We start from the raw sequence: 26,547 nt of genomic DNA on the forward strand, positions 1-26,547 counted from the left end.
CCGCGCCGCGACCTGGAGCCGCCGCCCGGTGCACCCGCGATGTGCACCGGGCGCGGCTGGTTGGCTACCCTTGCCGGCGTGCCGTCGCTGTTTCGCCGTAAGCCCGCCGACCTCGTCGAGGAGTCCGTCACCCCGGTGACGACCGACGAGGCGCCCGCCGCCGCCCAGTCCCGGGGTCACACCCCGAGCAAGAAGGAACTCGGGCTGACCACCCCGAAGCGGCCCGCCGCGGGTCGTCGCCCGGCCGCCCCGGCCCGCCCCCTGACCAAGGAGGAGGCCCGGGAGCAGCGCCGCACGGCGCGCGCCGAGTCCGCGGCCGAGTTCCGGCGGGAGGGCGGCCCGCGCGACCGGGGCCCGGAGCGGCTGCTGGCCCGCAACGTGGTCGACTCCCGGCGTACGGTCGGCACCTGGTTCTTCGGCGGCGCGCTGATCGTGCTGCTCGGCTCCAACCAGGCCATGCCGCCGATCGTCCGGCTGCTGTCGAACGTGCTGTGGGGCGCGCTGGCGCTCGGCGTGGTGATCGACTCGGTGCTGATCGCCCGGAAGATCAAGAAGCTGGTCCGCGAGCGCTTCCCCAAGAGCACCGAGCGGCTCGGCTCGCTCTACTTCTACGCGATCATGCGGTCGATCACGTTCCGCAAGATGCGCGCCCCGGCGCCCCGGGTGAACGTCGGCGACAAGATCTGACCGGACCCGCCCGGAGTTGGCCCCTTCCCGCCTCGGCGGGGAGGGGCCGATGTCGTCGTCAGGCCACTCCGAGCAGGCGCAGCAGCGCGGTGGTGCCCGCCGCCGCGACCACGATCAGCACGAAGGGCGCCCGGCGCCAGGCGAGCAGCAGGCCGACCAGCACGCCCGCGGGCCGGGCGTAGCCGGCGAAGCCGCCGGCCTCGGTCAGCGTCGCGGTGGCGGCGAGCGCGGCCAGCAGCGCGGCGGCGCCGACCGGCAGCAGGTGGCGGGACCATTCGGGCAGGTCCAGCCGGTCGCGCAGCAGCACACCGGCGACGCGGAAGCCGTAGGTGCCGGCAGCCAGGGCGAGGATCACGGCGATCAGCACCGGACCTCCCCGGCCCGCACGACCCGTCCGGCCCCGTCGCCGTCCGCCGATCCGCCGCCGGGGTCGTCCGGTGCGGCGCCCGGGTCGCCCGGCCCGCCGGTCGACCGGCGGCGGCTCAGCAGGGGCAGGACCAGCGCGGCGAGTGCGAGCAGCACCGGCAGCCCGGCCGGCAGCAGCGGGGTGGCCAGCACGGCCAGCCCGGCGCCGGTGAGCGCCACCCCGCGGGTCTCCCGGTCGCGCAGGCTGGGCAGCAGCAGGGCGGCCAGCCCGGCCGGGAAGGCGGCGTCGAGCCCCAGGGCGGCCGGGTCGCCGACCGCGCCGCCGGCCAGCACGCCGAGGCCGGTGCCGGCGTTCCAGGCCAGGAAGAGCAGCACCCCGGCGAGCCAGAACGCCCGCCGCCGCCCCGGCCCGGCCGGGCGGGCCAGCGCGAACGCGGTCGCCTCGTCGGTCATCAGGTGGCTGCCGAGCAACCGCTGCCGGCGCCGGGAGCCCATTGCGCCGCCGAGGGCCAGGCCGAACGGCAGGTGCCGGGCGTTGAGCAGCAGGCCGGCGAGGACCGCCGCGAGCGGGCTGCCGGCCGCGATCAGGCCCACGGCCATGAACTGGGCGCCGCCGGCGTAGACCAGCACCGACATGGCGAGGGTGGCCCAGGCGGGCAGGCCGGCGGCCACGGCCACGGCACCGAAGGAAGCGCCCACGGCGAGCATCGCCGCGCCGATGGCGGCGACGTCACGGAGCACCCGGGCATCGCCCGTTCGATATGCCGTACGCATGGTCCATTATCCTGAACGCAAGGACCCGCGTTCGTCAAACCGAACAAACGTACCGTTGGAGCGAACACATGGCGATCGACCCCGCTCCCCCGCTCGCCACGATCGCGGCCGCCCTGCGCCGCGAGCGCGACCGGGCGGGCCTGTCGCTGACCGAGTTGGCCCGCCGCGCCGGCATCGCCAAGTCCACCCTGTCGCAGCTGGAGTCCGGGGCCGGCAATCCCAGCGTGGAGACGCTCTGGGCCCTCGGCGTGGCGCTGGGCGTGCCGTTCAGCCGCCTTGTCGAACCGCCCACCGCCGCCGTCCGGGTGATGCGGGCCGGCGAGGGGCCCCGGATCCGCTCCGAGCACGCCGACTTCTCGGCCACCCTGCTCGCCGCCGGCGCGCCGCACACCCGGCGGGACGTCTACGTGATGGACCTGGAACCCGGGGCGGTACGGCTCGCCGAGGCGCACACCCCCCGCAGCGTCGAGCACGTCGTGGTCGCCGCCGGGCGGATGCGCGTCGGCCCCGAGACCGACCTGGTCGAGCTGGGGCCGGGCGACTACGCCACCTTCCCCGGCGACACCCCGCACCGGTACGAGGCACTGGCCCCCGGCACCTTCGCCGTGCTCGTCATGGAACACCCGTGAGCGCGGGCGCTCAGCCCACCTCGGCCGGCGCGCGGTAGAGCCGCGCCACGACCTCCTCGATGTCCGGCTCCACGATCGAGATGTCCCGCAGCGAGGCCAGGCCCGCCAGCCCCGCCACCACCTCGGCGACGCTCGCCGACTCCAGCGCGAAGACCAGCCGGCGGCCGTCCGCCTCCACCCGCTGCACCGGCGCGCCCGGCAGCACCGGCGGTGCGGGCAGCGCGGCGTCCAGCTCGGCCACCACCATGCGGCGGGAGCCGTACCGCCTGTGCAGGGCGGCGATCGAGCCGTCGTGCACCACCCGCCCGTGGTCGATCACCACGAGGCGGCGGCAGAGCCGCTCGATGTCCGCCAGGTCGTGGGTGGTGAGCACCAGGGTGGTGTCGCCGGCCCGCCCCAGCTCCGCCAGGAAGCCGCGGACCGCCTGCTTGCTGACCACGTCCAGCCCGATGGTCGGCTCGTCCAGGAAGAGCACCTCGGGGCCGTGCAGCAGGGCGGCGGTCAGCTCGCCGCGCATCCGCTGGCCCAGGGAGAGCTGCCGGACCGGGGTGTCCAGGAACTCGTCGAGGTCCAGCAGGCTCCGGCAGCGGGCCAGCCGGGCCGCGTGCTCGGCGGGCGGCACCCGGTAGACGTGCCGCAGCAGGGCGAACGAATCCCGCAGCGGCAGGTCCCACCAGAGCTGCGAGCGCTGCCCGAAGACCACGCCGATGCGCAGCGCCAGCCGGGTCCGGTCGGCCACCGGTCGCAGCCCGCAGACCCGCGCCCGGCCCGCCGAGGGCATCAGCACCCCGGTGAGCATCTTGAGCGTCGTGGACTTGCCGGCGCCGTTCGGCCCGATGTAGCCGAGCATCTCGCCCCGCTCCACCCGCAGGTCCACCCCGTCGACCGCGGTGACCGTCCGCTTCTCCCGGCGCAGCCGCCCGGTCCTCACCCGGACCGTGAACTCCTTGCGCAGCCCGTCCATCTCGATGACGTTCATGACCCCGTGCTCCGGTAGTGGCGGATCCCGACGCGCCAGGCCAGGGCGGCGACCGCCGCGGCGACCAGCGCCACGCCGGGCGAGGCCCAGCCGACCCAGGCCGGCAGGCCCAGCGGATCGGGCCGGCCCAGCAGCGCCAGCGCCGGGTGGTAGCTGACAAAGGCGAAACCCATCCCGTACGCGAAGAGCGCCCGGAACCAGCCGCCGTAGACGGTGACCGGGTACGAGGTGAAGTCGCGCCCGCCGTAGGTGACCGAGTTGGCCAGCTCCCCCGAGTCGATCCAGTAGAACGACACCGTGGCGGTCGTGACGAAGACCGCGGCGAAGAAGACCACGGCGGCCGGCGGGGCGACCAGCGCGAGCGCGACCCGGCCCGGCGTCCAGTCGATGCCGGCCGAGGCGAGCGCGAACACCAGCACGGCCAGCCCGAAGACCGCCCGGGAGACCTTGCGCAGCGGCAGGTCCATCAGCAGCAGCTGGGGCAGCGCGGCGAGCGGCCGGACCAGCACCGCGTCGAAGAGGCCGGTGCGCACGTACCGGGGCAGCCGCTCGATGTTGCCGACCAGCAGGTCGGCCGTGGCGAACGCGAACGACGACAGGCCGACGACGACCAGGGTCTCGCGGAGCGTGAACCCGCCCAGCTCCCGGGTGACCCCGAAGAGCACCAGCACGGTCATCACGTCGAAGACGGTGGCGCCCATGTTGCCGACGAGGTCGACGACGAACGAGGTCCGGTACGCCGCCTGCGACCGGGCCTGCGCCCCGAGCAGCGCCCGGTACGCCCGCAGCGTCCCCGGCTCAGCCACCCTGCACCACCAGCCGGTGCTCGGCCCGGCGCTGCACGAGCCGGCAGAGCGCCAGCAGCAGCACCGCCCAGGCGACCTGGAGCCCGACCAGGCCCAGCTCGGTCGGCATCGGCTCCCGCTCGACCAGCACGTCCAGCGGGACCTGCAACAGGCTGGGGAACGGGGTGGCGTACCGCAGCGCGGCCTCCAACCAGCCCGGGAGGAAGCCGAGCGGAAAGTAGAGGCCGGCGAGCACACCGGAGCCCAGCGTCCAGAGGATCATCGGCCCCCGGACGTCCTCCAACCAGTACGCGGTGGCGTTGACCAGGTAGCGGCAGGCGAAGCAGACCACCACGGCGAGCAGCACGGAGAGCCCGAACAGCGGCAGGGTGGCCCACTGCCGGGGCAGGTAGACGTCGAAGAAGAACGGGCCGATCACCACCGGCGGCAGCAGCCGGGCCAGCGAGGCGAACCCGGCCCGGCCCAGGTCGGTGGCGAGGTAGCTGGTCACCGGGTGCACCGGGCGGAGCAGGTCGGCGGCGATCTCCCCGGTCCGGATCCGGTCGGCCAGCTCGGTCCAGCCCCAGATGGCGATCACCGCGAGCAGCCCCTGCCCCGCCCAGACGAAGGTGCCGAGCTGGGCGCGGTCGTAGCCGGCCACCGTGCCGGCCGCGCCGGCCACCGCCAGGAAGATGTAGCAGCGCAGGAAACCGAAGACGGTGTTGGTGACGACCCCCGCCACGGCGGCCTGCCGGTAGGTGGCGTGACGCCGAAAACCGGAGGCGGCTATCGCGCCGAATGTCCGAAACCATCGGGTAACGTTTGGATCCGTGGGCGGTGCCACAGTGGCGGTGACAGAGCCCACGCCGCTACCCTCCTTCCGCAGCCACGACGTGCTGGACCGGGCGACTCTACCGGCACCAAGGGCGCCCAGCGCGACAATTTCCAACGAGGTGACATCGCCGTGAGCGAGCGACGCGAGCCGGCCCCGGGGCCGCGCCGCGCGGGCGGCGACAGGGTCCCCCGATGAGCGGCTGGGACCGCTGGCGCCAGCTGGCCGAGTCCTCCTGGGCGGCCGAACCCACCCACGAGTGGCGCCCGCAGTTCCCCGGGCAGCGCTATCCCGGCGACATCGGACTCGAATACCTGACCCCGCCCGCGCCCCGTGGCCGGGCCTCGGCGGTCGGCCGGGCCGAGGTGCACCCGGTCAGCCCGGCGCCGTGGGGCGAGGACCCGTACCCGGTCAGCCCCGCCGGACCCGACGACCCCGACCGGCGACGCGGCACGTACCCCGTCAGCCCCGCCGGACCCGACGACCCCGACCGGCGACGCGGCACGTACCCCGTCAGCCCCGCCGGACCCGACGACCTCGACGGTCGGCGCGGCGGGCGGCCGGGCGGGGACGGGCGGCGGCCCGAGGACGGTGCCCGGCGTGGCGGGCCGGGCGACCGGTTCGACCAGCGGTGGGTGCGGCCGGAGCCGGTGCGTGGGGCGGCGCCGCTCCGGCCGGTCTCCCCCGCCGCCGAGCCCGGCTGGGTGCCGGAGCCGGAGGAGTACCCGCACGCGCCGCGATCGGGCCGACCGGAGCAGCGCCGCGCGCCGGCGGACGGCCGGACCAACCCGCCGCCGGGCGGCCCGGTGGACCGGCGCGAGCCGGCGTTCGACGGCCGGCGGGACCGGGCGTTCGAGGGCCGGCGCGACCCGGGATCCGACGACCGGCGTGATCCGCGGTTCGAGGAGCGCCGGGAGGCGGCGTTCGACGGCCGGCGGGATCCGGCGGCGTTCGACGGGCGGGCGGGTCGGCGGGACGCCGAGCCCGGGCGTCCGGAGCGGCGCGACCAGGACGTGCCCGGTCGGCGGGACCAGGGGTTCCCCGACCGCCGCGACACCGGGGTGGCCCGCCCGGACCGGCGGAACCCGGACCTCCGCCAGCCCGGCGATCCACGTTTCGACGGGCCGCCGCGTGGCGAGCCGGGTCGGGGCCACGACGGGCCGCCGCGTGGCGAGCCGGGTCGCGGTTTCGACGGACCGCACCGGGAGCCGGACCGGGGTTACGACGGCCCGCCGCGCCGGGAGGCGGCCGCGCGGGCCGAGACGTACCGGGAGGCGCCCGAGGGTGGGCGCCCGCCGGTGGACCCGTACCGCGCCGAGCCGGGCCGGTACGGCGAATCGCGCCCCGCCGCGTTCCGGCCGGAGGAGCGCCGGGAGGGTCAGCGCCCGCCGGGCGACCGCACGCGCCCGCACCACGGGGAGTGGCCGGTCGTCGAGCGGCGACCGCGCACCGAACCGGCCGCGTACCGCCCCGACGAGCGGCACCGCCCGACGGTGGACCGGCCCGGCCCGGACGGCCGCCCCGGCCGCCCGGTGGACGAGGCGGCTCGCTACGACGGCCGCCGCCCCGAGTCGGGCAGCGCGCGGGCGGACGTCGCCGGCCCACCACCGGAGTCGGCTCGTCGCCGCCCGGAACCCGTGGACGGCCGGCCCGAGCCGACCCGTCCCCGGCCCGAGTTCACCGGTCCGCGCCCCGACCCGGTGGGGCCACGGCCGGAGCCGGTCGGGCCGCGAGCGGAGTCGACCCGTCCGCGTCCTGACTCGGTCGGGCCGCGTCCTGACTCGGTCGGGCCCCGGCCTGAATCGGTCGGACCCCCGCCTGAATCGGTCGGACCCCGGCCTGAATCGGTCGGACCCCGGCCGGAGTTCCGGCCGCGGCCGGACGGGCCGCGGCCGGACGGGTGGCAGGGGCGGCCGGGCGAGTCCGGGCCGGCCCGTCCGGGCGACGGCTGGCGACCGCCGGTCGCGCCGGCCGCGCGTGCCCGCCCGGATGACCCGCGGGACCGGCCGGTGCGCCCCGACGAGGCCAGGCCGCAGCCCCAGCCCGGGACACGACCGGACCAGCGACGGGAGGCGGCCATGCCGGCCGCCCCGGCTCGACCCGGGGAGCGGCCGGACCGGCCCATGGCGCCGCCTCCGCCGCGCACCGACGATGCCCGCCAGCGGCCCGTGCCGCCGGCGCGGCCGGACGAGCGGCGTCAGCCCGCCATGCCGGCCCCGCCGACCCGGCCCGACGACGTCCGGCGGCCACCGGTGGAACCGGCGACCCGACCGGACCCACGCCGGGCGGAGCCCGTCTCGGGCGCGCCGCTGCCGGCCACGCCCGTGTCGAACGCGCCGCTGCCGGTCAGGCCCGTGTCGGACGCGCCGCTGCCGGTCAACCCGGTGCCGACCGCACCGCTGCCGGCCACGCCCGTGTCGGGCCCGCCACTGTCGGCCACGCCGGTGTCGGATGCGCCGCCGCCGGCCACGGCCATGCCGGGCGCACCCGTTTCGGGCGCACCGCTGCCGGCCACGCCGGTGTCGGGCGCCCCGGTCGCCGACGCTCCCGTTTCCGGTACGCGCACGCCGGGGGCACCCGTCTCCGCACCGCCGGTCTTCGAGGCGCCGGTGTCCGGCCCACCCGTCTCCGGCCCACCCGTCTCCGGCCCACCCGACTCCGGTGCAGCGGTCCCGGCGCCTCCCCCGTCCGGCGGGCCTGCCTCGGGTGCGCTCACCTCCGGTCCGGCCGTTCCGGGTCGGCCCACCGGCCCGGGCGATCGACCGGTGCCGAGCGATCGGTTCGACCGGCCGGCGGGACCGGCTGCGGCCCCGGCCGCACATCCCGTGAAGCAGCCGGCGGCGGACGGCCCCCGGAACACCACGCCACCGCAGGCCCGGCCCCTCGACGTGCCGGCGCCGGCCGCAGCGACCCGACCCGCACCACCCGCCTACCCCGGGCCCGGAGCTGCCCGGCCCGAGCGCACCGCCAGCCCGACCGTGCCCACCGAGGGCACCCGGGCGGGCAGCACCGCCGGTCCGGCGACGCCCGCCGAGGCCACCCGGCCGGCGGACGACGGCCGGACGACCACCCCGGCCGGAACGGGCTCGCCGCGCGCGGGCGACCCGGCGTCCACGCCGATCGCCGGCGACGGGAACGGCGGGTTCAGCGAGGTCGCCGACCGGCCGGAGGACCCGGCGGCGACCCGGCCGGCCGAACCGGCGGACGGTGACGCGGAGGCCTGGTTCCGGGCGGACGAGCCGGTGTCGCCGGCCGCTCCGACCGAGGCGTCCGATCCCGCGCACGCCGATGGGCCGCTGTCGTCGCCGGCAGCCGGTCCGGCCGATCCACCGGCCGTACGGCCGGTCGACGTGCCGCTGGCCGGTCCGGCCGACGATCACAGCCACGCCGGTCCGGTGGCCGGGCAGCCCGTCGGCACGACGCCGGCCACACCCTCGGTCGACCACACCCCCGCCGATCAGGACCGGCCGGTCGACGTGCGCGACGGGGCAGTTTCGTCGGCCGCGCCGATGCGGGAAGCGCCGGCCCTCGGATCGCGGGAGGAGGATGCGGGACGCGAGGCGGCCGCGACCCGGCCGACGCCGGAGCTGTCCGACCCGCCGCCCCAGCCCGGGGCGGCGCTGCGCCCGGACACGTCCACACCCGACCAGGAGCGGCCGGCCCCGGCCGTCGACGTCCGGGCCGGGTCGGATCCGGCCGCCGCGCGGTCGCCGGAACCCGCGCCCGCCCCGGTCGGCTCGGGCACCGCCAGCCCTGCACCCGACGCCCGGCCCGTCTCCGGCCCGCCCGAGCCGGCGGCCGACGTCCCGGCGCGATCGGAACCCGCTCCCGCCGGGCCGCGGTCCGACGCGCCCGGAGCCACGGCCCCGGCCACGACGCCGTCCACGGCCACCGACCCGGCCACGACGCCGTCCACGGCCACCGCCCCGGCCACGGCCCCGTCGACGGCCACCGACCGGCCCGCTCCGGCGCCATGGACGCCGCCGGTTGCCGACCCGTCCGGCGACGCCGCACCGCTCCCCGCCGGATCCGCGCCCACCCCGGCAGTTCCGCCGGGGCAGCGCCGGGACGCCGATGCTCCCGCACCCAGGGACACCGGGGGCACGCCGGCGGTCCCCACGCCGCATCCGCCGACCGAGGCCGCCGTACCGGCCGAGGCCACCCAGGACGCCGCACCCTCCCGCGTCGCCCCGGCCCCGGCGCCGCGCGCACCCGAGCGGGCCGGGATGGCGTCGGCACCCGCCCCGGACCGGGCCGGGATTCCGGCACCGGCGGAACCGGCCCAGGGCGATGCCGCACCGGCAGCCACCTCGCCGCAGGCCGCCGCGACACCGCGGGAGCCGAGCCCCGCCGCCGACCAGCCACGTCCCGCCCCGGGTCCGCCGGACGCGCGGATACCCACGCAGGCCACCCCGGCCGGGCCCTCCGCCGATCCCATCCCGGTCCGGGACGCCCCACCCACGCCACCGGCCGGACCGAGCAGCCAGGCCGCAGCCGACCACGAAGCCGCCGACGGGGAAGCGGCCGACCACCCAGCCGCCGACCACGAAGTCGAGGACCACGAGGCCGCCGACCGGGAAGCCACGGGCCACGAGGCCGCCGACCGCGAAGCCACGGGCCACGAGGCCGCCGACCGGGAAGCCGCCGACCACGAAGCGTCCGACGAGGACACCGCCGAAGAGGACGCACCCGACGAGGAAGCGGCCGCCGACGTCGAACGGCGGGAGGTCCGCCCGGCGGACCCGGAGCAGGCGCTGGCCGCCGTCCGCTGGCGGCTGCACCCGGAGACCCTCCGCGAGGAGGCCCCCGACTCCGCGGCGCTGCGGGAGATCCGCGACGGTCTGACCACCAAGCTCGGCAGCGCGCTGGACAATCGCAGCCGCGCCCGGCTGCTCAGCCTGCGCTCGGTGGCCTCCCGCGTCCTCGGCGAGTTGGACGACGCCGTGGCCGACGCGCGGCTCGCCCTCACGTACGCGGATTCCACCGGTGAGTTGCGGCGGACCGCGCTGGCCCGCGCCCGGCTGGCCGAGGTGCTGCGCTGGCGGGGCGAGTACGCGGAGGCGGACCGGCTCTTCGCGGAGGCCAACTCGCCGGAGCTGCCGGACCGGCTGCGCGCGGTGCTGCACGAGCACGCGGGCCGCTCCTGCTACGACCAGGGCCGGCTGACCGAGGCGTGCCTGCACTTCGAGCGGGCGCTGGACCTGCGCCAGGGTGAGGACGGGGAGCTGAACGCGCGGACCACGCTGGCGCTGGACGCGGTCGCCGAGCGGGCCGCGGCCGGCGGGTTCGGGCCGAAGCCGCGCAGCCGGGAGACGCTCCTGGGCGGCGAGCGGCAGCCGGTGCCGACGTTCGACGAGGAGCAGGCGCTCTGGGGGTACGCGGACGCGGAGGGCGAGCTGGTGATCGGCCACCGGTACGCCGAGGTGCAGCCGTTCCGCGAGGGCCTGGCGTGGGTACGCCGCCCGGAGGCGTCCCGCTGGGCGCTGATCGACACGGCCGGGGCGGCGCTGATCGAGGCGAACAACGGCTACCGGGCGGTGGGCTCGTTCTCGGAGGGGCTGGCCTGGGTGTCGATGGACGGCAAGGGCCGGTGGATGGCGGTCGACCGCACCAACATCGTGAAGATCCCGCCGGGCTACGAGGACGTCCGGCCGTTCCGGGGCGGCCTGGCGGCGGTGCGGCAGAACGGCGGCTGGGGCGCGGTGGACCGGACCGGGCAGGTGGTGGTGCCGACCCGGTACCACGGTCTCACCACGGCGCTGGCCGACGGCCGGCACGTGGACGGCTTCACCGAGGACGGCCTGGCCGTGGTGGAGCTGGCCGGTCGCCGGGGTGTGGTGGACCGGACCGGACGGGTGCTGGTCGCGCCGGCGTACCCGTCGCTGGTGGTGCATCCGGTGGCGTTCCTGGTGGGCGACGAGTCGGGCCGGTGGGGTGCGCTGGACCGGCGGGGTGACCTGCTGATCGACCTGGTGCACCCGGGCCGGGCCGCCGTGGTCGCGGAGATCGACCGGCTGCTCGCCGACACCAGCCCGGTGCTCTGACGCGCCGGACCCGGGCGGCGGCGTGCCCGGGCGCGGCGGGGAGCGTCACACGCCGACCATGATCGGGCAGGGCTAGGGTCGAGGCATGGAATTCCGACACCTAGGCCGCTCGGGCCTGCTGGTCAGCGAGATCTCGTACGGCAACTGGATCACCCACGGGTCGCAGGTCGAGGAGGAGGCGGCGACCGCCTGCGTGCGGGCCGCCCTGGACGACGGCATCACCACCTTCGACACCGCCGACGTCTACGCCGGCACCAAGGCCGAGGAGGTGCTCGGCCGCGCGCTCAAGGGCGAGCGGCGCGAGGGGCTGGAGATCTTCACCAAGGTGTTCTGGCCGACCGGGCCGGGCCGCAACGACCGGGGCCTGTCCCGCAAGCACATCATGGAGTCGATCAACGGCTCGCTGCGCCGCCTGCAGACCGACTACGTCGACCTCTACCAGGCCCACCGCTACGACTACAGCACGCCGCTGGAGGAGACGATGGAGGCGTTCGCCGACGTCGTGCACTCCGGCAAGGCGCACTACATCGGCGTCTCCGAGTGGAAGGCGTCGCAGATCCGGGAGGCGCACGGCCTCGCCCGCGAGCTGCGCATCCCGCTGGTCTCCAACCAGCCGCAGTACTCGATGCTGTGGCGGGTCATCGAGGCCGAGGTCATCCCCACGAGCGAGGAGCTGGGCGTCGGCCAGATCGTCTGGTCGCCGATGGCCCAGGGCGTGCTCTCCGGCAAGTACCTGCCGGGCCAGCCGCCGCCGGCCGGTTCCCGCGCCACCGACGAGAAGTCCGGCGCGGGCTTCATCGCCCGGTTCATGACCGACGAGGTGCTCACCCGGGTGCAGCGGCTCAAGCCCCTGGCGGAGCAGGCCGGCCTGACCATGCCGCAGCTCGCCGTCGCGTGGGTGCTCCAGAACCCGAACGTCTCCTCGGCGATCGTCGGGGCGTCCCGGCCGGACCAGGTGCACGACAACGTGAAGGCGGCGGGCGTGAAGCTCGACGCCGACCTGCTCAAGGCCATCGACGAGATCGTCGAGCCGGTCACCGAGCGGGACCCCGCGAAGACCGAGAGCCCGGCGCAGCGTCCGTGACGCTCCCCCCGGGCCGGCGCGGCCTCCGCGCCGGCCCGGGACCCCTCGGGGGTACGCGCGGCCCGGAGCACCCCGCCGCTGCGCGGCGGCTCCCGGTTCCGGAGGGTCAGCCCTCCCAGAACCGGATGAGGTGCCAGCCGAGACCGTAGAGCTGGGGCGGCAGGCCGAGCAGGTCCCCGACGGAGAAGACGGCGCCGAAGAACCAGCCGTTGATCCGCGGGCTCCACAGCAGCGCGAACAGCAGGATGAAGCCGTACGGGGCGAACAGCTCGTACATCCGCCGGTACGCCGGGGACAGCCACGGCTCGATCATGTTGCCGCCGTCCAGGCCCGGCACCGGCAGCAGGTTGAGCACGCTGGCGGTGAGCTGGAGGAACGCCAGCAGCCCCACGCCGGCCCAGAACTCCAGCGGGCCGCCGACCTCCCGGCCGACCTGCACGGCCAGCACCAGCAGCAGGGTGAACAGCACGTTGGTGGCCGGCCCGGCCAGGCTGACCAGGGTGTGCCGCAGGCGGCCCGGGATGGCGTGCCGGTCGACCCAGACCGCGCCACCGGGCAGGCCGATGCCGCCGAGCAGCACCACGACCACCGGCAGCACGATGGACAGCAGCGGATGCGTGTACTTCAGCGGGTTCAACGTCAGGTAGCCCCGGTGGGCGATGTCCCGGTCCCCGGCCCGGTACGCGACCACGGCGTGCGCGTACTCGTGCAGGCAGAGTGAGACCAGCCAGCCGGAGACCACGAAGAGGAAGACGTCGAAGCGGACGCTGCCGACCCCGTTCCAGGTCATCACCCCGCTGGCCACGAAGACCGCGACGAGGGCGAGGAAGATCGCGCTGGGCCGGAACGCCGCCCGGGGCACCCCGAGCACCAGCGGGTCGCGGGGGCGGTCGTAGCCCGTCATTCGGCCGGGGGCAGCAGGCTCATCCGGTATTCCACCCGGTCGTCCTCCACGAGCGCGACGGAGGTGACGCCGGACGCCGCGAGCTCCCGCCAGGCCTGGCCGATCCACGACTCGGCGTCCGCCTGGCTGGGGAACGACTCACCCGGCCCGTCGACCGAAGTGCCGTTCGTGCCCTCGTACCGCCAGCTCCACGCCATGCCGCGTCTCCCCTCGCCGCCGTCGCCCTGGGACGGAAACCCCCGCAAGCCTAGTCGGCCCGACGCGGGACGGCCCGGCCGCCACGTGGATCATGCCGGCACCCCGGACCGGTACGGTGACCCGGTGCTGACTCAAGGAGTGGTGCTCAGCGATCGCTACCGGCTGGGCGAACGCATCGCGACGGGCGGCATGGGCGCCGTCTGGAAGTGCACCGACACCCTGCTGGGCCGCGAGGTCGCGGTGAAGGTGCTGCTGCCCTCGCTGGTCGCCGATCCCGAGTTCACCACCCGCTTCCACGCCGAGGCCCGGATGCTGGCCGCACTGCGGCACCCCGGCATCGTGCAGGTCCACGACTTCGGCTCCGCGACCCTCGCCGACGGCAGCCAGGTCAGCTACCTCGTGATGGAGTACGTCGACGGCGAGCCCCTGGTCACCTGGATCCGGCGCGCCGGCCGGCTCGACCCGGCGTCCACCATGTCGGTGGTGGGGCAGGCCGCGCACGCGCTGCACGCCGCCCACCTCGCCGGGATCGTCCACCGGGATGTGAAGCCCGGGAATCTGCTGGTCAAGCGGGACGGCACGGTGGTGCTGGTCGACTTCGGCATCGCCCGGGCCAGCACCATGGCGGGCATCACGGCCGCGCACATGGTGCTCGGCACCGCCTCGTACATGTCGCCGGAGCAGGCCGCCGGCCAGCCGGTGTCGCCGGTCACCGACGTCTACGCGCTCGGCGCCGTCGCCTACTACTGCCTGGCCGGGCGGCCGCCCTTCGAGGGCGACAACCCGCTCCAGGTGGCCATGCGGCACGTCCAGGACGAGCCCCCGCCCCTGGTGGGCACGCCGCCGGCGGTGGTCGAGGTGGTCGGCCGCGCGCTGGCGAAGCGTCCGGCCGACCGGTTCCCGAGCGCGCTCGCCCTGGCCGAGGCCGCCCAGGATGCCCGGGACGCCACCCTGGCCCAGCTCCCCGCCCCGCCCCGCCCGCCGTGGGCGGTCGCGGGCCCCGCCATGCCGGGTCCGGCCGTCCTGCCGGGGCCCGCGCCGACCCCGGACCCGTCCACAGGTCACGCGCCGCCCTCCCAGCCACCTTCCCGCCAGTCGCCCACCGGGCAGCCCCCTGCCGGCCAGCCCCACTCCGGCCAGTGGCCGGACGGTCAGTCGCCGGCGGCGTTCCCGGCCGCACCGCTGTCCGCCCCCGGCCCGGTCCAGGACGCCCGCACCGGGCCGCCCGGTCCGGTCTTCGCTCCCGGGCACGCCTCCGCCGTTCCCGGTTCCGTCTCCGCCGGCCCGGGTCCCGCCTCCGGGGCTTCCGGTCCCGTTCCCGGGGCTGCCGGACAGGGCCCGGCGCCGGGGCCGGCCTGGTCGGTCGGCGCCGCGCAGCCGGGCGGGGAGCCCGGCCACGGGTCGGTGCGGGACCGGCACGCCGGTTCGGGCGTGCCGCCGACGCGGGAGGAGCCGGCGGAGCGCCGGGGCCGCGGCCGGGCACTGGCGCTGGCCGGGGCGGCCGGCGTGGTGCTGGTCGCCGTCCTGACCGCGGTGGTCGTGACCGTGCTGCACTCCCCCGGCGACACGGACCCGGGGCAGCGCCCGGCCGCGCTGACCGGGGAGTCCGCGGTCGCCGACCCCGGGCAGCCGGAGGCGTCCACCGGCGCCGGCAGGGAACCGACGCCGAGCCGTACCGGGCGGCCCAGCCGGTCGCCGTCGGCCACGCCGAGCCGCCCGGCCACGGGCGGGGGCAGCCCGTCGGCCGGTGACCCGGCGCCGACCACCGGCGCGCCCGCGCCGACCGGCAGCACGGCCGCCCCGCAGAAGCCCAACCCGTACACGGCGGCGCAGGCGTGCGGCAGCGGCTACCAGGTGATCGACTCGGCGACCCTGACCGCCGGCGGGGTGCGCAAGGGGCGTGTCTACCTGCTCTACAGCACCGCGAGCAGCGCCAACTGCGTGGTCACCCTCAAGGACACCGATGTCGGGCGGGCCACCACGGTGACCGCCTACCTGGAGGTGAAGGGCAAGGCGCGGCACACCGAGAGCGGGGCCTACCAGTACTACGCCGGGCCGGTGCGGGCCACCGCCGCCGGGGTCTGCGTGAAGTGGGGCGGGTCGGCGGGCGGGGCCAGCTACGCCAGCCCGTTCGAGCACTGCGACTGACACCGGGGCGGCGGGCGGCGACCCGCCGGGCGGCTTTAAGGTACGGGCATGTCGGTAGACGGGTGGAACACCCTCCTGGTGCTCGGCGGTATCCGCTCGGGCAAGTCGGAGTTCGCCGAGTCGGTGGTCGCCGACGCGCCCACGGTCCGGTACGTGGCCACCGCCCCGGAGGGGGACCCGGAGGACACCGAGTGGGCGACCCGCCTCGCGGCGCACCGCGCCCGCCGGCCCGGCAGCTGGACCACCGAGGAGACCGCCGCCGACCCCGGCCGCCTGGCCGAGGTGATCGCGGCGGCCGGCCCGAACGAGACGCTGCTCGTCGACGACCTGGGCGGCTGGGTGACCGTGCTGCTCGATCCGGCGCACCAGCCGGCCGACGACACGGCCACCATCGCGGAGCTGGCCGCGGCCGTCCGGGCCAGCGCCGCCCGGCTGGTGCTTGTCAGCCCGGAGGTGGGGCTGTCCCTGGTGCCCACCACACCGCTGGGCCGGGCGTTCACCGACGCTCTGGGCGCGACCAACCGGGCCGTGGCCGAGGCCTGCGACGCGGTCGCCCTGGTGGTGGCCGGGCAGACCGCCTGGCTGAAGCCGGCGGCCGCCCCGGCCGGCGCGGCAGAGGCCCGTCAGGCACCGGCAGCCAGCGCACCAGCCGGTCCCGCACAGGCGGGCGCCGCACCGGGCGCTCCCGAACCGGCCGGCGCGCCCGACGAGGCGCTGCCCGAGGTGCTCACCCCGACCGCGCCGACCGTTCCGGCCCCGGCACCGGTCGCCGCGGCGGGCCCGGCCGACTGGGCCGCGCCGACCATGGCGCTGCCGATGGTCGCCACCGGCCTGGTCATCCAGCCCGGCATGGAACTGCCGATGCCCGACGACTACACCGGGCCGCAGGCGGTCGACCGGCTCGCCACCCTGGACATCCCCGGCGCCGGTCTCGGCGTGCTGGAACGGGTGGTCGGCTTCGCCGCCGCCACCCAGGGCACCGCGACCCCGACGCCGTGGAGTTCGGTCCGGGTGCTGCTGCTGCACGGCGACCACGAGGGCGGGGCGTCGGCCGGCGCCGCGCCCGGCGGGTCGGCCCGCCGCGCCCGGCAGGCGCGCGCCGGCAAGGGGCCGCTCGCCCGGCTGGCCGCCGAGAACGGCGCGAGCCTCCAGGTGGTGGAGACACCCGCCTCCGCCCCCATCGAGGAGGGGCCGGCGCTCACCGGCGAGGAGGTCGAGGCGGCCCTGCGCTACGGGTGGCGGCTCGCCGAGCAGGCCGCCGACGCGGGCGTACAGCTGCTGGTGCTCGCGGCGTGCGGGGCCGGCACCGAGACGGCCGCCGCGGCGGTGCTCGCGGCCACGGCCGGCGCGGAACCCCCGGCGGTGCTCGGCCGGGTGGTGACCGAGCACGGCGAGTTCGACGACGCCGCCTGGATGGTCCGCTGCGCCGCCGTCCGGGACGCGCTGCACCGCACCCGGCGCTCCGCCCGGGAGGCCAAGGACGTGCTCGCGGAGCTGGGCGGCGGCGACGTGGCGGTGGCCACCGGCGTACTGCTCGGCGCGACCGCCCGGCGCGTCCCGGTGCTGCTGGACGGGCCGGTCGGGGTGGCAGCCGGCATGGTGAGCCGCGACCTGGCCGGGCAGGCCCGGCACTGGTGCCTGCTGCCCGACCACGGCGGCCGGCCCGGCGTGCGGCTCGCCGCCGACGTGCTGGGCCTGACCCCGCTGCTGGACCTCCGGCTCGACCTGGGCGAGGGAACGACCGCGCTGGCCGCCCTGCCGCTGCTGCGCACGGCCCTGTCGCTCGCCGCCGGCCTGCCCGTGCACCCGGCGCTCGGCGGCGGGGACGACGAGGACTTCACCGAGCCCGAACCGGCCGGCCCCGGACCCACCAGCACCGGACCCGAGCCGGACTTCACCGAGCCCGAACCCGCCGGCCCCGGACCCACCAGCACCAGACCCGAGCCGGACTTCACCGAGCCCGAACCCGCCGGCCCCGGGCCCACCAGCACCGGGCCGCAGCCGGACTTCACCGAGCCGGAGCCGGCCGGTCCGGGGCCCACCACGGTCGAGCCGGACGAGCCGGTCGCCCCCGGCCGACGTGCCGACTGAGTTCCGGCTCGGCGACGGGATCCGGCTGGCGCTCACCACGTTCACCACGGCGCCGGTGCGCGCCGGCCGGGTGGACCGGGCCTCGGCCGGCGCCGCGATGGCGCTGGCTCCGGCGGTCGGTGCGCTGCTCGGCGCGCTCCTCGGTGCGGTGCTGCTGCTCGCCGCGGCGGTCGCACCCCCGCTGGTCGCCGCCGGGGTGACCGTCGCGCTGGGCGCGCTGCTCACCCGGGGACTGCACCTGGACGGGCTGGCCGACACGGTGGACGCGCTCGGCTCCTACCGGCGCGGGCCCGCGGCGCTGGAGATCATGAAGAAGCCGGACGTCGGGCCGTTCGGCGTGGTGGCGCTGGTGGTCGTACTCCTGCTCCAGGCCGCGGTGCTCGCGGAGCTGGCCGGGCGGTCCCGGCCGGCCGCGCTGGCGGCGGTGGTCGCCGCGACGGCGGCCGGCCGGATGGCTGTCGCGCTGGCCTGCCGGCGCGGGGTGCCCGCCGCCCGGCCGGAGGGCCTGGGCGCGCTGGTGGCCGGCACGGTGGGGCCGGTCGCGCTGGTGGCCGGCACGGCCGCCGTGGCGCTGCTGGCCGTGCCGGCGGTGCCCGGCCGCCCGTGGCAGGGGCCGCTCGCCGTGCTGGCCGCGCTCGCCGTCGCGGCCGGGCTGCTGCGGCACCTGGTACGCCGGCTCGGCGGCATCACCGGCGACGTGCTCGGCGCGTTCGTGGAGATCGTCACCACGCTGTCCTACCTGGGACTGGTGCTGTCCGCCTGAGCCCCACCCGTCCGGGCGGGTAGCGTTCTCAGGCGAGGTGCACCGGCACGGTCGAGGGGGACGGCATGCTCATCACGGACGACTTCCTGCCCGTTCCGGTGCCAGAGTCGCTGGACGCGACCTACCTGGTGCCGATCGTCGGCCTGCCGAAGGTGAGCCCGAAGACCGCCGTGGAGCGGCTGGCCGGCCGGCTCGCCGAGCCGGTGCACGGGCTGGCCCGGCAGATGCTGGACAGCCCGCTGATGACCGTGGACACCCGCCCGGTCAGCGAGTTCCCGGAGCTGCCGCCGGACCTGCTCACCGCGTTCGGGGCGACCGAGCCGCAACTGGCCCGGCTGGCCGCCGCCACGCACCTCGTGGTGGTGCAGGCCGAATACCGGCCGGGCTGGCCGCCGGCGCACGAGTGGGCGGCCCGGGCGGTGGCCGCGGCGGTCGCGGAAACGGTCGACGGGGACGTGGTGGACGTCTTCGGGCTCCAGTTCCTCGACCCGGCCACGGCGCTGCGGTCCCTCCCTGACGAGCAGGGCCGGATCCGGCTGGTCGACTGGGTGCTGGTGCCGTACTCGTCGGACGCTGACGGGCTCTGGTTCACCACGAAGGGGTTGCGCCGCTTCGGGCTGCTGGAGCTGCAGGCGCAGGGCGTGCCGGACCACCTCACCCGGGCCTGGGGCGCGGTGATGACCGGGGCCGCCCGCCGCCTGCTGCGGGACTGGACCGACGGGCTGTCCGGCGAGGAGGTGCCGGCGTTCGTGCAGCTTCCGGTGCTGGCCACGGTGACCGGGCACGACATCGCGGTGGCGTACGGCAATCCGGAGCAGCACGGCGCGACGGCACCGGTGCTGCTGCGGCTGGAGCTGGACCCGGCGACCGACCCGGACGCCGACTCGTTCCTCAGCCTCAACCCGCCGCCCGGGCATCCGGGCCCGCCCGGCCGCTACTTCGCCGCCGCCTGCGCGACCCTGTTCAACGGCATCCAGCCCGACGTCCGGTACGCCCGCTCCGGCGACGCGATGAGCCGGGCCGTGGCCACGGCCCGGGCCGCGCTGGACGACATCCGGGCCCGCTTCCTGGCCGGCCGGCTCCCCGCCGAGAGCCAGCTCGTGGTCAAGTACGGGCTGCCCGGCGACGACGGCCCCGAGTACGTCTGGGCCGGGGTGACCTCGTGGGAAACCCCGGAGCGGATCGTCGGCGCGAGCGCCAGCGACGCCGCCGGCGACCCCACGGTCCGGATCGGCGCCCCGGTCGTGGTGGAGGCCGCCGACGTCGTCGACTGGGCCGTGCTGGACGGCACCGGCGTCATCGAGGGCGGCTGGACCCAGGCCGTCCTCGACGCCGGCGAACCCCCCACGGACTGAAGCCGGCCTTGTCGATCAAGAGGTTTGCGTCTCCGGTGGGCCGGATCCCGACGCAAACCTCTTGATCGACGGGAACGGCGGGTCAGCGGACGGAGGGCTCCACGAAGGGCGGACGGGTCAGGCGCATCTGGGCGCGGCGGCCGCGGATGTCGACCTCCAGCACCTCGCCGTCGGGGAGCTTCGGGTCGGTGTCGACCAGGGCCAGGGCGATGCCCTGCTTCCTGGTCGGGCTGAAGGTGCCGCTGGTGACCGTGCCGACCTGCTTGTCGCCGGCGTAGACGGCCATGCCGGGGCGCGGGATGGCCCGGTCGACCGCCTCCAGGCCGCGCAGCGTGCGGGCGGGGCCGGCGGCCTTCTCGGCCCGCAGCACGTCGCGGCCCCAGAAGGCCGGCTTGTCCCAGCCGACCGCCCAGCCCGAGCGGGCCTGCACCGGCGTGATGTCCAGGGACAGGTCCTGCCCGTGCAGCGGGTACCCCATCTCGGTGCGCAGCGTGTCCCGCGCGGCCAGGCCGCAGGCGCGCAGCCCCTCCGCCTCGCCCGCGGCGAACAGCGCGTCCCAGACGGCGAGCGCGTCGCCGGCCGGCGCGACCAACTCGTAGCCGAGTTCGCCGGTGTAGCCGGTGCGGCAGACGGTCAGCTCGACGCCGTTCAGCGAGGCGGCCGAGAAGCTCATGTAGTCGTGCCCGGTGGGCAGGCCGAGCCTGCCCAGCACCTCCGCCGAGCGCGGGCCCTGGACCGCGAGCACCGCGTACGCCTCGTGCTCGTCGGTGACGATCACGCCCTCCGGCGCGGCGGCGCGCAACCGGCCGACCACCTCGGCGGTGTTCGCCGCGTTCGGCACCAGGAAGACGTGGTCCTCGGCGTACAGGTACGCGATGATGTCGTCCACCACGCCGCCGGTGGTGTCGTCGCAGCAGAGCGTGTACTGGGCCTTGCCGGGGGCGATCCGGCCGAGGTCGTTGGACAGGCAGGAGTTGACGAAGTCCGCGGCGCCCGGCCCGGTGACGCGGGCCTTGCCGAGGTGCGAGACGTCGAAGACGCCCACCCCGGTGCGCACTGCGGTGTGCTCCTTGAGCACGCCGCCCCCGGCGTACTCGAGCGGCATCTCCCATCCCCCGAAGGGGGCGAACTTGGCGCCGAGCGCGGTGTGCCGCTCGTGCAACGGGGAACGGCGCAGCCGGGTCGCGGCGGCGTCGGAGGTCACCTCGGTCATGGGTGCGAACTTACCGGCCCGTGACCGGCTGGTTAGCATCGGCGGGACCCCGCCTCTGACCCATCGGCGGGACAGCCACGCGTCCGGCGGGTAGGTTCGCCGCCGGAGACCTTCATCGCCGGTACGCGACGCAGCGGCCGGCCCGGCCCGCCCGGAGTAGCTTTCGTGACATCGCCCCGCACCACCCTCAGCCTGGTCGACACCGACCCCGCCGAACTCGCCGTCGACGCGATCGTGATCGGCGTGCACAGCCAGACCACCGAGCAGGAGGCCGGCTCACCCGCCGGCGCCCTGCTGCTGGCCAGCGGTGCGGAGAGCATCGCCGCCGCGTTCGACGGCAAGCTGACCGAGACGCTGGCCCTGCTCGGCGCGACCGGCGGCCCCGGCGAGGTGATCAAGCTGGCCACGCTGGGCACGGTCACCGCCCCGGTGGTCACCGCCGTCGGCCTCGGTCCCGAGCCGTCCGGCGCCGCCCCCGCCCCGGAGACCCTGCGCCGGGCCGCCGGCGCGGCCGTCCGGGCCCTGGCCGGCGCGTCCCGCGTCGCGCTCGCCCTGCCGCTGCCCGACGACGCCGACGCCCCGGCCGCGCTGCGCGCGGTCACCGAGGGCGCGCTGCTCGGCGGCTACCGGTTCGCCGGTTACAAGACCAAGCCGCAGCCGGCCCGGCGGGAGCCGGTGGCCGAGGTGCTGGTCGCCGTGCCGGACGCCGCCGACGCGACCGCCCAGGCCGAGGTCACCCGCGCCCAGGCGGTGGCCGGCGCGGTGCGGACCAGCCGGGACTGGGTCAACACCGCACCGAACGAGCTGCGTCCGCCGTCGTTCGCCGAGGCCGTGTCCGCCGCCGCCCGCGAGGCCGGGCTCGGCGTCGAGGTGCTCGACGAGGCGGCGCTGGCCGCCGGTGGCTACGGCGGCATCCTCGCCGTCGGCCAGGGCTCGGAGGCCCCGCCGCGGCTGGTCAAGCTGACCTACACCCCGGAGGGCGGCGGCAACGGCAAGCGGGTCGCGCTGGTCGGCAAGGGCATCACCTTCGACACCGGCGGCATCTCGATCAAGCCGGCCCAGGGTATGTGGGAGATGAAGTCCGACATGGCGGGCGCGGCGGCGGTCGGCGCGGCCATGCTGGCCGTCGCGGCGCTCAAGCCGTCGGTCGCGGTCACCGGCTACCTGCCGATGGCGGAGAACATGCCGTCGGGCACCAGCTACCGGCCGGGCGACGTGATCACCATGTACAGCGGCGAGCGGGTCGAGGTGCTCAACACCGACGCCGAGGGCCGGATGATCCTGGCCGACGCCATCGCCCGGGCCTGCGAGGACGGGGCCGACTACCTGTTCGAGACCTCGACGCTGACCGGGGGCCAGGTGATCGCGCTGGGCAAGCGGATCGCCGGCGTGATGGGCACCCCGGAGCTGTGCGAGCGGGTCCGGGCCGCGGGTGACGCGACCGGCGAGCCGGCCTGGCCGATGCCGCTGCCGGACGACGTGCGCAAGGGCATGGAATCCGAGGTCGCCGACATCTCGCAGGTCAACGCCGGCATGGACCGGGCGGGCCACATGCTCCAGGGTGGCGTCTTCCTGCGCGAGTTCGTCACCGACGACGTGGCCTGGGCGCACATCGACATCGCCGGCCCGGGCTACCACTCGGGCGAGGCCACCGGCTACTGGACCAAGGGCGGCACCGGCGTCCCGGTGCGGACCCTGCTGCACCTGGTCGACGACGTCGCCGCCAACGGCTGACGCGCCGCACCGCCACAACGGGGCGCTCCCCTCGCCGGGGGGCGCCCCGTTCGGGTGTCCGGGTCAGAACAGCTCGGGGCGGCGCTTGCGGCGCTCGTTGTAGTCGCGCATCCGCTGCGGGTAGCCCATGAGCCGGACGTCGTAGATCGGGATGGCCAGCCGGTGGGCGAACCGGCGGGCCTCCTCGGGCCCGCCGACCCGCCTCCGCGTCCACTCTCCGTCGCCGGCGATCAGCATGATCGTGGTCTCGGTGACCGTGGTCCGGGGTTCCAGGAACGCCTCGACGCCCCGCCGGGTGCGGACGAAACTCTCAAGATGGTCCAGATCGGCGCGGTCGGCGGCCCGGTCGCGACTCACCGCGCCCGCCTGCTTTCGTCGTCGGAACAGCCCCACCGAACCCACTCCTCCCCCGTCCGTCATCGAAGACGGTGCCAAGCGTACGTGTCACCGACGTGTCGTTGGGCACCTCACTACGCGCCCTGTGCCCGGTGGTGACAAGATGACCGAGGTGGGGTGTGCCTGTTACTCCCCCGTAACCCCCGAATGCAGCGACGCGACCTGGGAGTTGGACGTGAGCGAGCCGAACGACGCAACCTTCGACATCGTCATCCTCGGAGGTGGTAGCGGCGGCTACGCGGCGGCGCTGCGTGCCGCCCAACTGGACCTCTCCGTCGCCCTGATCGAGAAGGGCAAGCTCGGGGGCACCTGCCTGCACAACGGCTGCATCCCCACCAAGGCGCTGCTGCACGCCGCCGAGATCGCCGACCAGACCCGCGAGTCGGAGCAGTTCGGCGTCAAGGCCGAGCTGGTCGGCATCGACATGGCGGCGGTCAACTCGTACAAGGACGGCGTGATCTCCCGCCTCTACAAGGGCCTCCAGGGCCTGGTGGGCAGCTCCAAGAAGATCACCTTCGTGGCGGGCGCCGGCAAGCTGGTCGGGAAGAACGTCGTCGAGGTCGACGGCAAGCGCTACACCGGCCGCAACCTGATCCTGGCCTCCGGCTCGTACGCGAAGAGCCTGCCCGGCCTGGAGGTCGACGGCGAGCGGATCATCACGAGCGACCACGCGCTGACCCTGGACCGCGTCCCCTCCTCGGCGATCGTGCTGGGTGGCGGCGTGATCGGCGTCGAGTTCGCCAGCGTCTGGAAGTCCTTCGGCGTGGACGTGACCATCGTCGAGGCGCTGCCCCGGCTGGTCGCGGCCGAGGACGAGGAGTCCTCGAAGGCGCTGGAGCGGGCGTTCCGCAAGCGGAAGATCAACTTCAAGGTCGGCAAGCCGTTCGAGAAGGTCGAGAAGACCGAGAACGGCGTCAAGCTGACCATCCAGGGCGGCGACACCGTCGAGGCGGAGCTGCTGCTGGTCGCCGTCGGCCGCGGCCCGAACACCGCCAACCTCGGCTACGAGGAGCAGGGCGTCAAGATGGACCGCGGCTACGTGCTGACCGACGAGCGGCTGCGCACCAGCGTGCCGAACGTCTACGCGGTCGGCGACATCGTGCCCGGCCTCCAGCTCGCCCACCGTGGCTTCCAGCAGGGCATCTTCGTCGCCGAGGAGATCGCCGGCAAGAACCCGGCGGTCATCGACGAGGCCGGCATCCCGCGGGTCACCTACTGCGACCCGGAGCTGGCGTCGGTCGGCCTGACCGAGGCGAAGGCCAAGGAGCAGTACGGCGCCGACAAGATCAAGACCTATACCTACCCGCTGGGTGGCAACGGCAAGAGCCAGATCCTCAAGACCACCGGCCACGTGAAGCTGGTCCGGGTGGACGACGGCCCGGTGGTCGGCGTGCACATGGTCGGCGCGCGGGTCGGCGAGCTGATCGGCGAGGCGCAGCTCATCTACAACTGGGAGGCCTACCCGGCCGAGGTGGCGCAGCTCGTGCACGCCCACCCGACGCAGAACGAGGCCCTGGGCGAGGCGCACCTGGCCCTGGCCGGCAAGCCGCTGCACGCGCACAACTGACACGACAACCGCGGCGTCCGGCGACGGGCGATGATCCCACCAGGGAACGAAGGAGTCTGGAGAACATGCCGGTATCGGTCACCATGCCCCGGCTCGGTGAGAGCGTCACCGAGGGCACCGTCACGCGCTGGCTCAAGCAGGAGGGCGACACCGTCGAGGCCGACGAGCCGCTGCTCGAGGTGTCCACGGACAAGGTGGACACCGAGATCCCGTCGCCCGCGGCGGGCGTGCTGAGCCGGATCGTGGTCGGCGAGGACGAGACCGCCGAGGTCGGCAGCGAGCTGGCGGTCATCGCCGGTCCGGGCGAGGAGGCCGGCGCGGCCGCCCCGCAGCAGCAGGAGGCCCCGGCGGAGCAGGCCGAGCAGGCCGCCGCCCAGCCGCAGGCCGAGGCGGAGCAGCCGGCCGTCGAGGAGCCCGCCCCGGCCGCCGCGCCGTCGGGCGAGGGCACCCCGGTGAAGATGCCGGCCCTGGGCGAGAGCGTCACCGAGGGCACCGTCACGCGCTGGCTCAAGCAGGTCGGCGAGACCGTCGAGGTGGACGAGCCGCTGCTGGAGGTCTCCACCGACAAGGTCGACACCGAGATCCCGTCGCCGGTCGCCGGCACGCTGCTGGAGATCAAGGTTCCCGAGGACGAGACCGCCGAGGTCGGCGGCGTCCTGGCGATCGTGGGCGCGGCCGGCGCCGCGCCGGCCGCCCCGAAGGCGGAGCCGAAGCCCGAGCCCAAGGCCGAGGCGAAGCCCGAGCCCAAGCCGGAGCCGAAGCCCGAGCCGAAGGTCGAGGAGCCGACCCCGGGCATGTCGTACAACGAGCCGGCCCCGGAGACGGAGCAGGCCGCGCAGCCGGCCAAGGTCGAGCAGGCCGCCCAGCCGGCCGCGCCGACCCCCACGCCGCAGCGGCCGACCGTCCCGGCCCAGGCCGGTGGCGAGGAGGGCGCCGGCTACGTGACCCCGCTGGTGCGCAAGCTGGCCGCCGAGCACGGAGTGAACCTCTCCTCGGTCAACGGCACCGGCGTCGGCGGGCGGATCCGCAAGCAGGACGTGCTGGAGGCGGCCGAGAAGGCGAAGGCCGCCCAGGCCGCGCCGGCCGCGCAGCCGGCTCCGGCCGCCGCGGCTCCGGCCCCGGCCAAGCCGGCCGCAAAGCCGCAGCCGAGCGGCAAGCGCGGCACCACCGAGAAGCTGCCCCGGATCCGGGCGACCATCGCCAAGCGGATGCAGCAGTCGCTGCACGAGACGGCCCAGCTGACCACGGTGATCGAGGTGGACGTCACCCGGGTCGCCAAGCTGCGGGCGCGGGCGAAGGACTCGTTCCAGGCCAAGCACGGCGTGAAGCTGTCCTTCCTGCCGTTCTTCGCTCTCGCCGCCATCGAGGCGCTGCAGACCTACCCGATCATCCAGGCCAGCATGGACCTGGACGGCGGCACGATCACCTACCCGGCCGCCGAGCACCTCGGCATCGCCGTGGACACCGAGCGAGGGCTGCTCGTGCCGGTCGTCCACAACGCCGGTGACCTCAACCTGGGCGGCATCGCCAAGCGGGTCGCCGACCTGGCCGAGCGCACCCGGGCCAACAAGATCACCCCGGACGAGATGGCCGGGGCGACCTTCACCCTGACCAACACGGGCAGCCGGGGCGCGCTCTTCGACACCCCGATCGTGCCGTCGCCGCAGTCGGCGATGCTCGGCACGGGCGCCGTGGTGAAGCGGCCGGTCGTGGTCAACGACCCGGAGCTGGGCGAGGTCGTGGCGATCCGGTCGATGGTCTACCTGGCCCTGTCGTACGACCACCGGCTGATCGACGGCGCGGACGCGGCCCGCTTCCTGACCGCGGTCAAGGAGCGGCTGGAGGCCGCCAACTTCGAGGCCGAGCTGGGGCTCTGACCTCCTGACGGAAGAGGGGCGGGGGGGGGGGGGGCCCCCCCCCCCCCCCCGGGGGGGGGGGGGGGGGGCGCGGGGGCGCGAGACGCACAGCACAAAAACCCGGCCGGCGCGCCAGCGACGC

At 76.2% G+C, this 26,547-nt stretch carries 19 protein-coding genes and 1 pseudogene; 11 read left to right on the top strand and 9 right to left on the bottom strand.

Going from position 1 to position 26,547, the window contains the following annotated elements; all coding sequences use genetic code 11:
* The first annotated feature begins 39 nt into the window (after nt 1–39).
* Nucleotides 40–687 carry a DUF3043 domain-containing protein gene (locus ABZS80_RS24245; RefSeq protein WP_355059215.1) on the top strand — a complete coding sequence of 216 codons (648 nt, stop codon included), beginning with the start codon at nt 40–42 and terminating at the stop codon, nt 685–687.
* 58 nt (nt 688–745) lie between these two features.
* Here the strand turns inward: ABZS80_RS24245 and ABZS80_RS24250 are convergent, their stop codons facing one another.
* Nucleotides 746–1,054, bottom strand: coding sequence for an AzlD domain-containing protein (locus ABZS80_RS24250; protein ID WP_151463202.1), 309 nt, complete (start codon nt 1,052–1,054; stop codon nt 746–748).
* Nucleotides 1,048–1,827 (bottom strand): AzlC family ABC transporter permease, encoded by a 780-nt coding sequence (locus tag ABZS80_RS24255; protein WP_355059217.1) that lies wholly within the window; start codon nt 1,825–1,827, stop codon nt 1,048–1,050. Before ABZS80_RS24255 ends, ABZS80_RS24250 begins: the two co-directional genes overlap by 7 nt.
* 68 nt (nt 1,828–1,895) lie before the next feature.
* Between ABZS80_RS24255 and ABZS80_RS24260 the strand changes: the two genes are divergently transcribed.
* Nucleotides 1,896–2,456: an XRE family transcriptional regulator gene (locus ABZS80_RS24260; protein ID WP_355059219.1), complete on the top strand. Its 561-nt coding sequence runs from the start codon at nt 1,896–1,898 to the stop codon at nt 2,454–2,456.
* Nucleotides 2,457–2,466: 10 nt separating this feature from the next.
* Here the strand turns inward: ABZS80_RS24260 and ABZS80_RS24265 are convergent, their stop codons facing one another.
* The 3 genes from ABZS80_RS24265 to ABZS80_RS24275 are packed head-to-tail and all read right to left on the bottom strand — an operon-like array spanning nt 2,467 to nt 5,085.
* Nucleotides 2,467–3,435, bottom strand: coding sequence for an ATP-binding cassette domain-containing protein (locus ABZS80_RS24265; RefSeq protein WP_355059221.1), 969 nt, complete (start codon nt 3,433–3,435; stop codon nt 2,467–2,469).
* Entirely contained in the window at nt 3,432–4,241 is an 810-nt protein-coding gene (locus ABZS80_RS24270; RefSeq protein ID WP_355059223.1) for an ABC-2 family transporter protein, read from the bottom strand. The genes ABZS80_RS24265 and ABZS80_RS24270 overlap by 4 nt, the downstream gene beginning before the upstream one ends.
* A complete protein-coding gene (locus tag ABZS80_RS24275) occupies nt 4,234–5,085 on the bottom strand; it encodes an ABC-2 family transporter protein (protein WP_355059225.1) in 852 nt (283 codons plus the stop codon). Before ABZS80_RS24275 ends, ABZS80_RS24270 begins: the two co-directional genes overlap by 8 nt.
* A 161-nt stretch (nt 5,086–5,246) precedes the next feature.
* Here ABZS80_RS24275 and ABZS80_RS24280 point away from each other — a divergent pair, with 161 nt between their 5' ends.
* Together ABZS80_RS24280 and ABZS80_RS24285 are read left to right on the top strand one after the other, a co-directional pair.
* Entirely contained in the window at nt 5,247–11,096 is a 5,850-nt protein-coding gene (locus ABZS80_RS24280) for a WG repeat-containing protein (RefSeq protein ID WP_355059227.1), read from the top strand.
* A gap of 85 nt (nt 11,097–11,181) precedes the next feature.
* A complete protein-coding gene (locus tag ABZS80_RS24285) occupies nt 11,182–12,180 on the top strand; it encodes an aldo/keto reductase family protein (protein ID WP_355059229.1) in 999 nt (332 codons plus the stop codon).
* Nucleotides 12,181–12,286: 106 nt separating this feature from the next.
* Here ABZS80_RS24285 and ABZS80_RS24290 read toward each other — a convergent pair whose 3' ends face one another.
* Complete coding sequence (locus ABZS80_RS24290; protein ID WP_355059231.1) at nt 12,287–13,084, bottom strand: site-2 protease family protein; 798 nt, start codon at nt 13,082–13,084, stop codon at nt 12,287–12,289.
* Nucleotides 13,081–13,281, bottom strand: a complete 201-nt coding sequence (locus tag ABZS80_RS24295) for a hypothetical protein (protein ID WP_151465692.1) — start codon at nt 13,279–13,281, stop codon at nt 13,081–13,083. Before ABZS80_RS24295 ends, ABZS80_RS24290 begins: the two co-directional genes overlap by 4 nt.
* A 124-nt stretch (nt 13,282–13,405) precedes the next feature.
* Between ABZS80_RS24295 and ABZS80_RS24300 the strand changes: the two are divergent.
* From ABZS80_RS24300 to ABZS80_RS24315, 4 genes and pseudogenes are all read left to right on the top strand, one after another.
* Nucleotides 13,406–14,215 (top strand): annotated as a pseudogene (locus ABZS80_RS24300) (serine/threonine-protein kinase); the annotation flags it as partial.
* Between the two features lie 1,263 nt (nt 14,216–15,478).
* Nucleotides 15,479–17,521, top strand: coding sequence for a bifunctional adenosylcobinamide kinase/adenosylcobinamide-phosphate guanylyltransferase (locus ABZS80_RS24305; RefSeq protein ID WP_355059233.1), 2,043 nt, complete (start codon nt 15,479–15,481; stop codon nt 17,519–17,521).
* Nucleotides 17,511–18,284, top strand: coding sequence for an adenosylcobinamide-GDP ribazoletransferase (locus tag ABZS80_RS24310; RefSeq protein WP_355059235.1), 774 nt, complete (start codon nt 17,511–17,513; stop codon nt 18,282–18,284). Before ABZS80_RS24305 ends, ABZS80_RS24310 begins: the two co-directional genes overlap by 11 nt.
* Before the next feature lie 65 nt (nt 18,285–18,349).
* The gene (locus tag ABZS80_RS24315; protein WP_355059237.1) at nt 18,350–19,639 is read left to right on the top strand and encodes a DUF2314 domain-containing protein; all 1,290 of its coding nucleotides are present in this window, start codon (nt 18,350–18,352) and stop codon (nt 19,637–19,639) included.
* Between the two features lie 82 nt (nt 19,640–19,721).
* On the opposite strand, the gene gcvT is transcribed toward ABZS80_RS24315, so the two are convergent.
* Complete coding sequence (gcvT, locus tag ABZS80_RS24320) at nt 19,722–20,852, bottom strand: glycine cleavage system aminomethyltransferase GcvT (protein ID WP_355059239.1); 1,131 nt, start codon at nt 20,850–20,852, stop codon at nt 19,722–19,724.
* Between the two features lie 165 nt (nt 20,853–21,017).
* Between gcvT and ABZS80_RS24325 the strand changes: the two genes are divergently transcribed.
* The gene (locus ABZS80_RS24325; RefSeq protein WP_355059241.1) at nt 21,018–22,586 is read left to right on the top strand and encodes a leucyl aminopeptidase; all 1,569 of its coding nucleotides are present in this window, start codon (nt 21,018–21,020) and stop codon (nt 22,584–22,586) included.
* A 63-nt stretch (nt 22,587–22,649) separates the two neighbouring features.
* On the opposite strand, the gene ABZS80_RS24330 is transcribed toward ABZS80_RS24325, so the two are convergent.
* Nucleotides 22,650–22,979 (bottom strand): hypothetical protein, encoded by a 330-nt coding sequence (locus ABZS80_RS24330; protein WP_355059243.1) that lies wholly within the window; start codon nt 22,977–22,979, stop codon nt 22,650–22,652.
* A 178-nt stretch (nt 22,980–23,157) separates the two neighbouring features.
* Here ABZS80_RS24330 and lpdA point away from each other — a divergent pair, with 178 nt between their 5' ends.
* Together lpdA and sucB are read left to right on the top strand one after the other, a co-directional pair.
* A complete protein-coding gene (lpdA, locus tag ABZS80_RS24335) occupies nt 23,158–24,549 on the top strand; it encodes a dihydrolipoyl dehydrogenase (protein WP_355059245.1) in 1,392 nt (463 codons plus the stop codon).
* Between the two features lie 65 nt (nt 24,550–24,614).
* Nucleotides 24,615–26,426: a 2-oxoglutarate dehydrogenase, E2 component, dihydrolipoamide succinyltransferase gene (gene sucB / locus ABZS80_RS24340; RefSeq protein WP_355059247.1), complete on the top strand. Its 1,812-nt coding sequence runs from the start codon at nt 24,615–24,617 to the stop codon at nt 26,424–26,426.
* Nucleotides 26,427–26,547: the final 121 nt, after the last annotated feature.

This window comes from Micromonospora sp. NPDC005305, from assembly GCF_040607315.1.
Lineage (GTDB): Bacteria > Actinomycetota > Actinomycetes > Mycobacteriales > Micromonosporaceae > Micromonospora.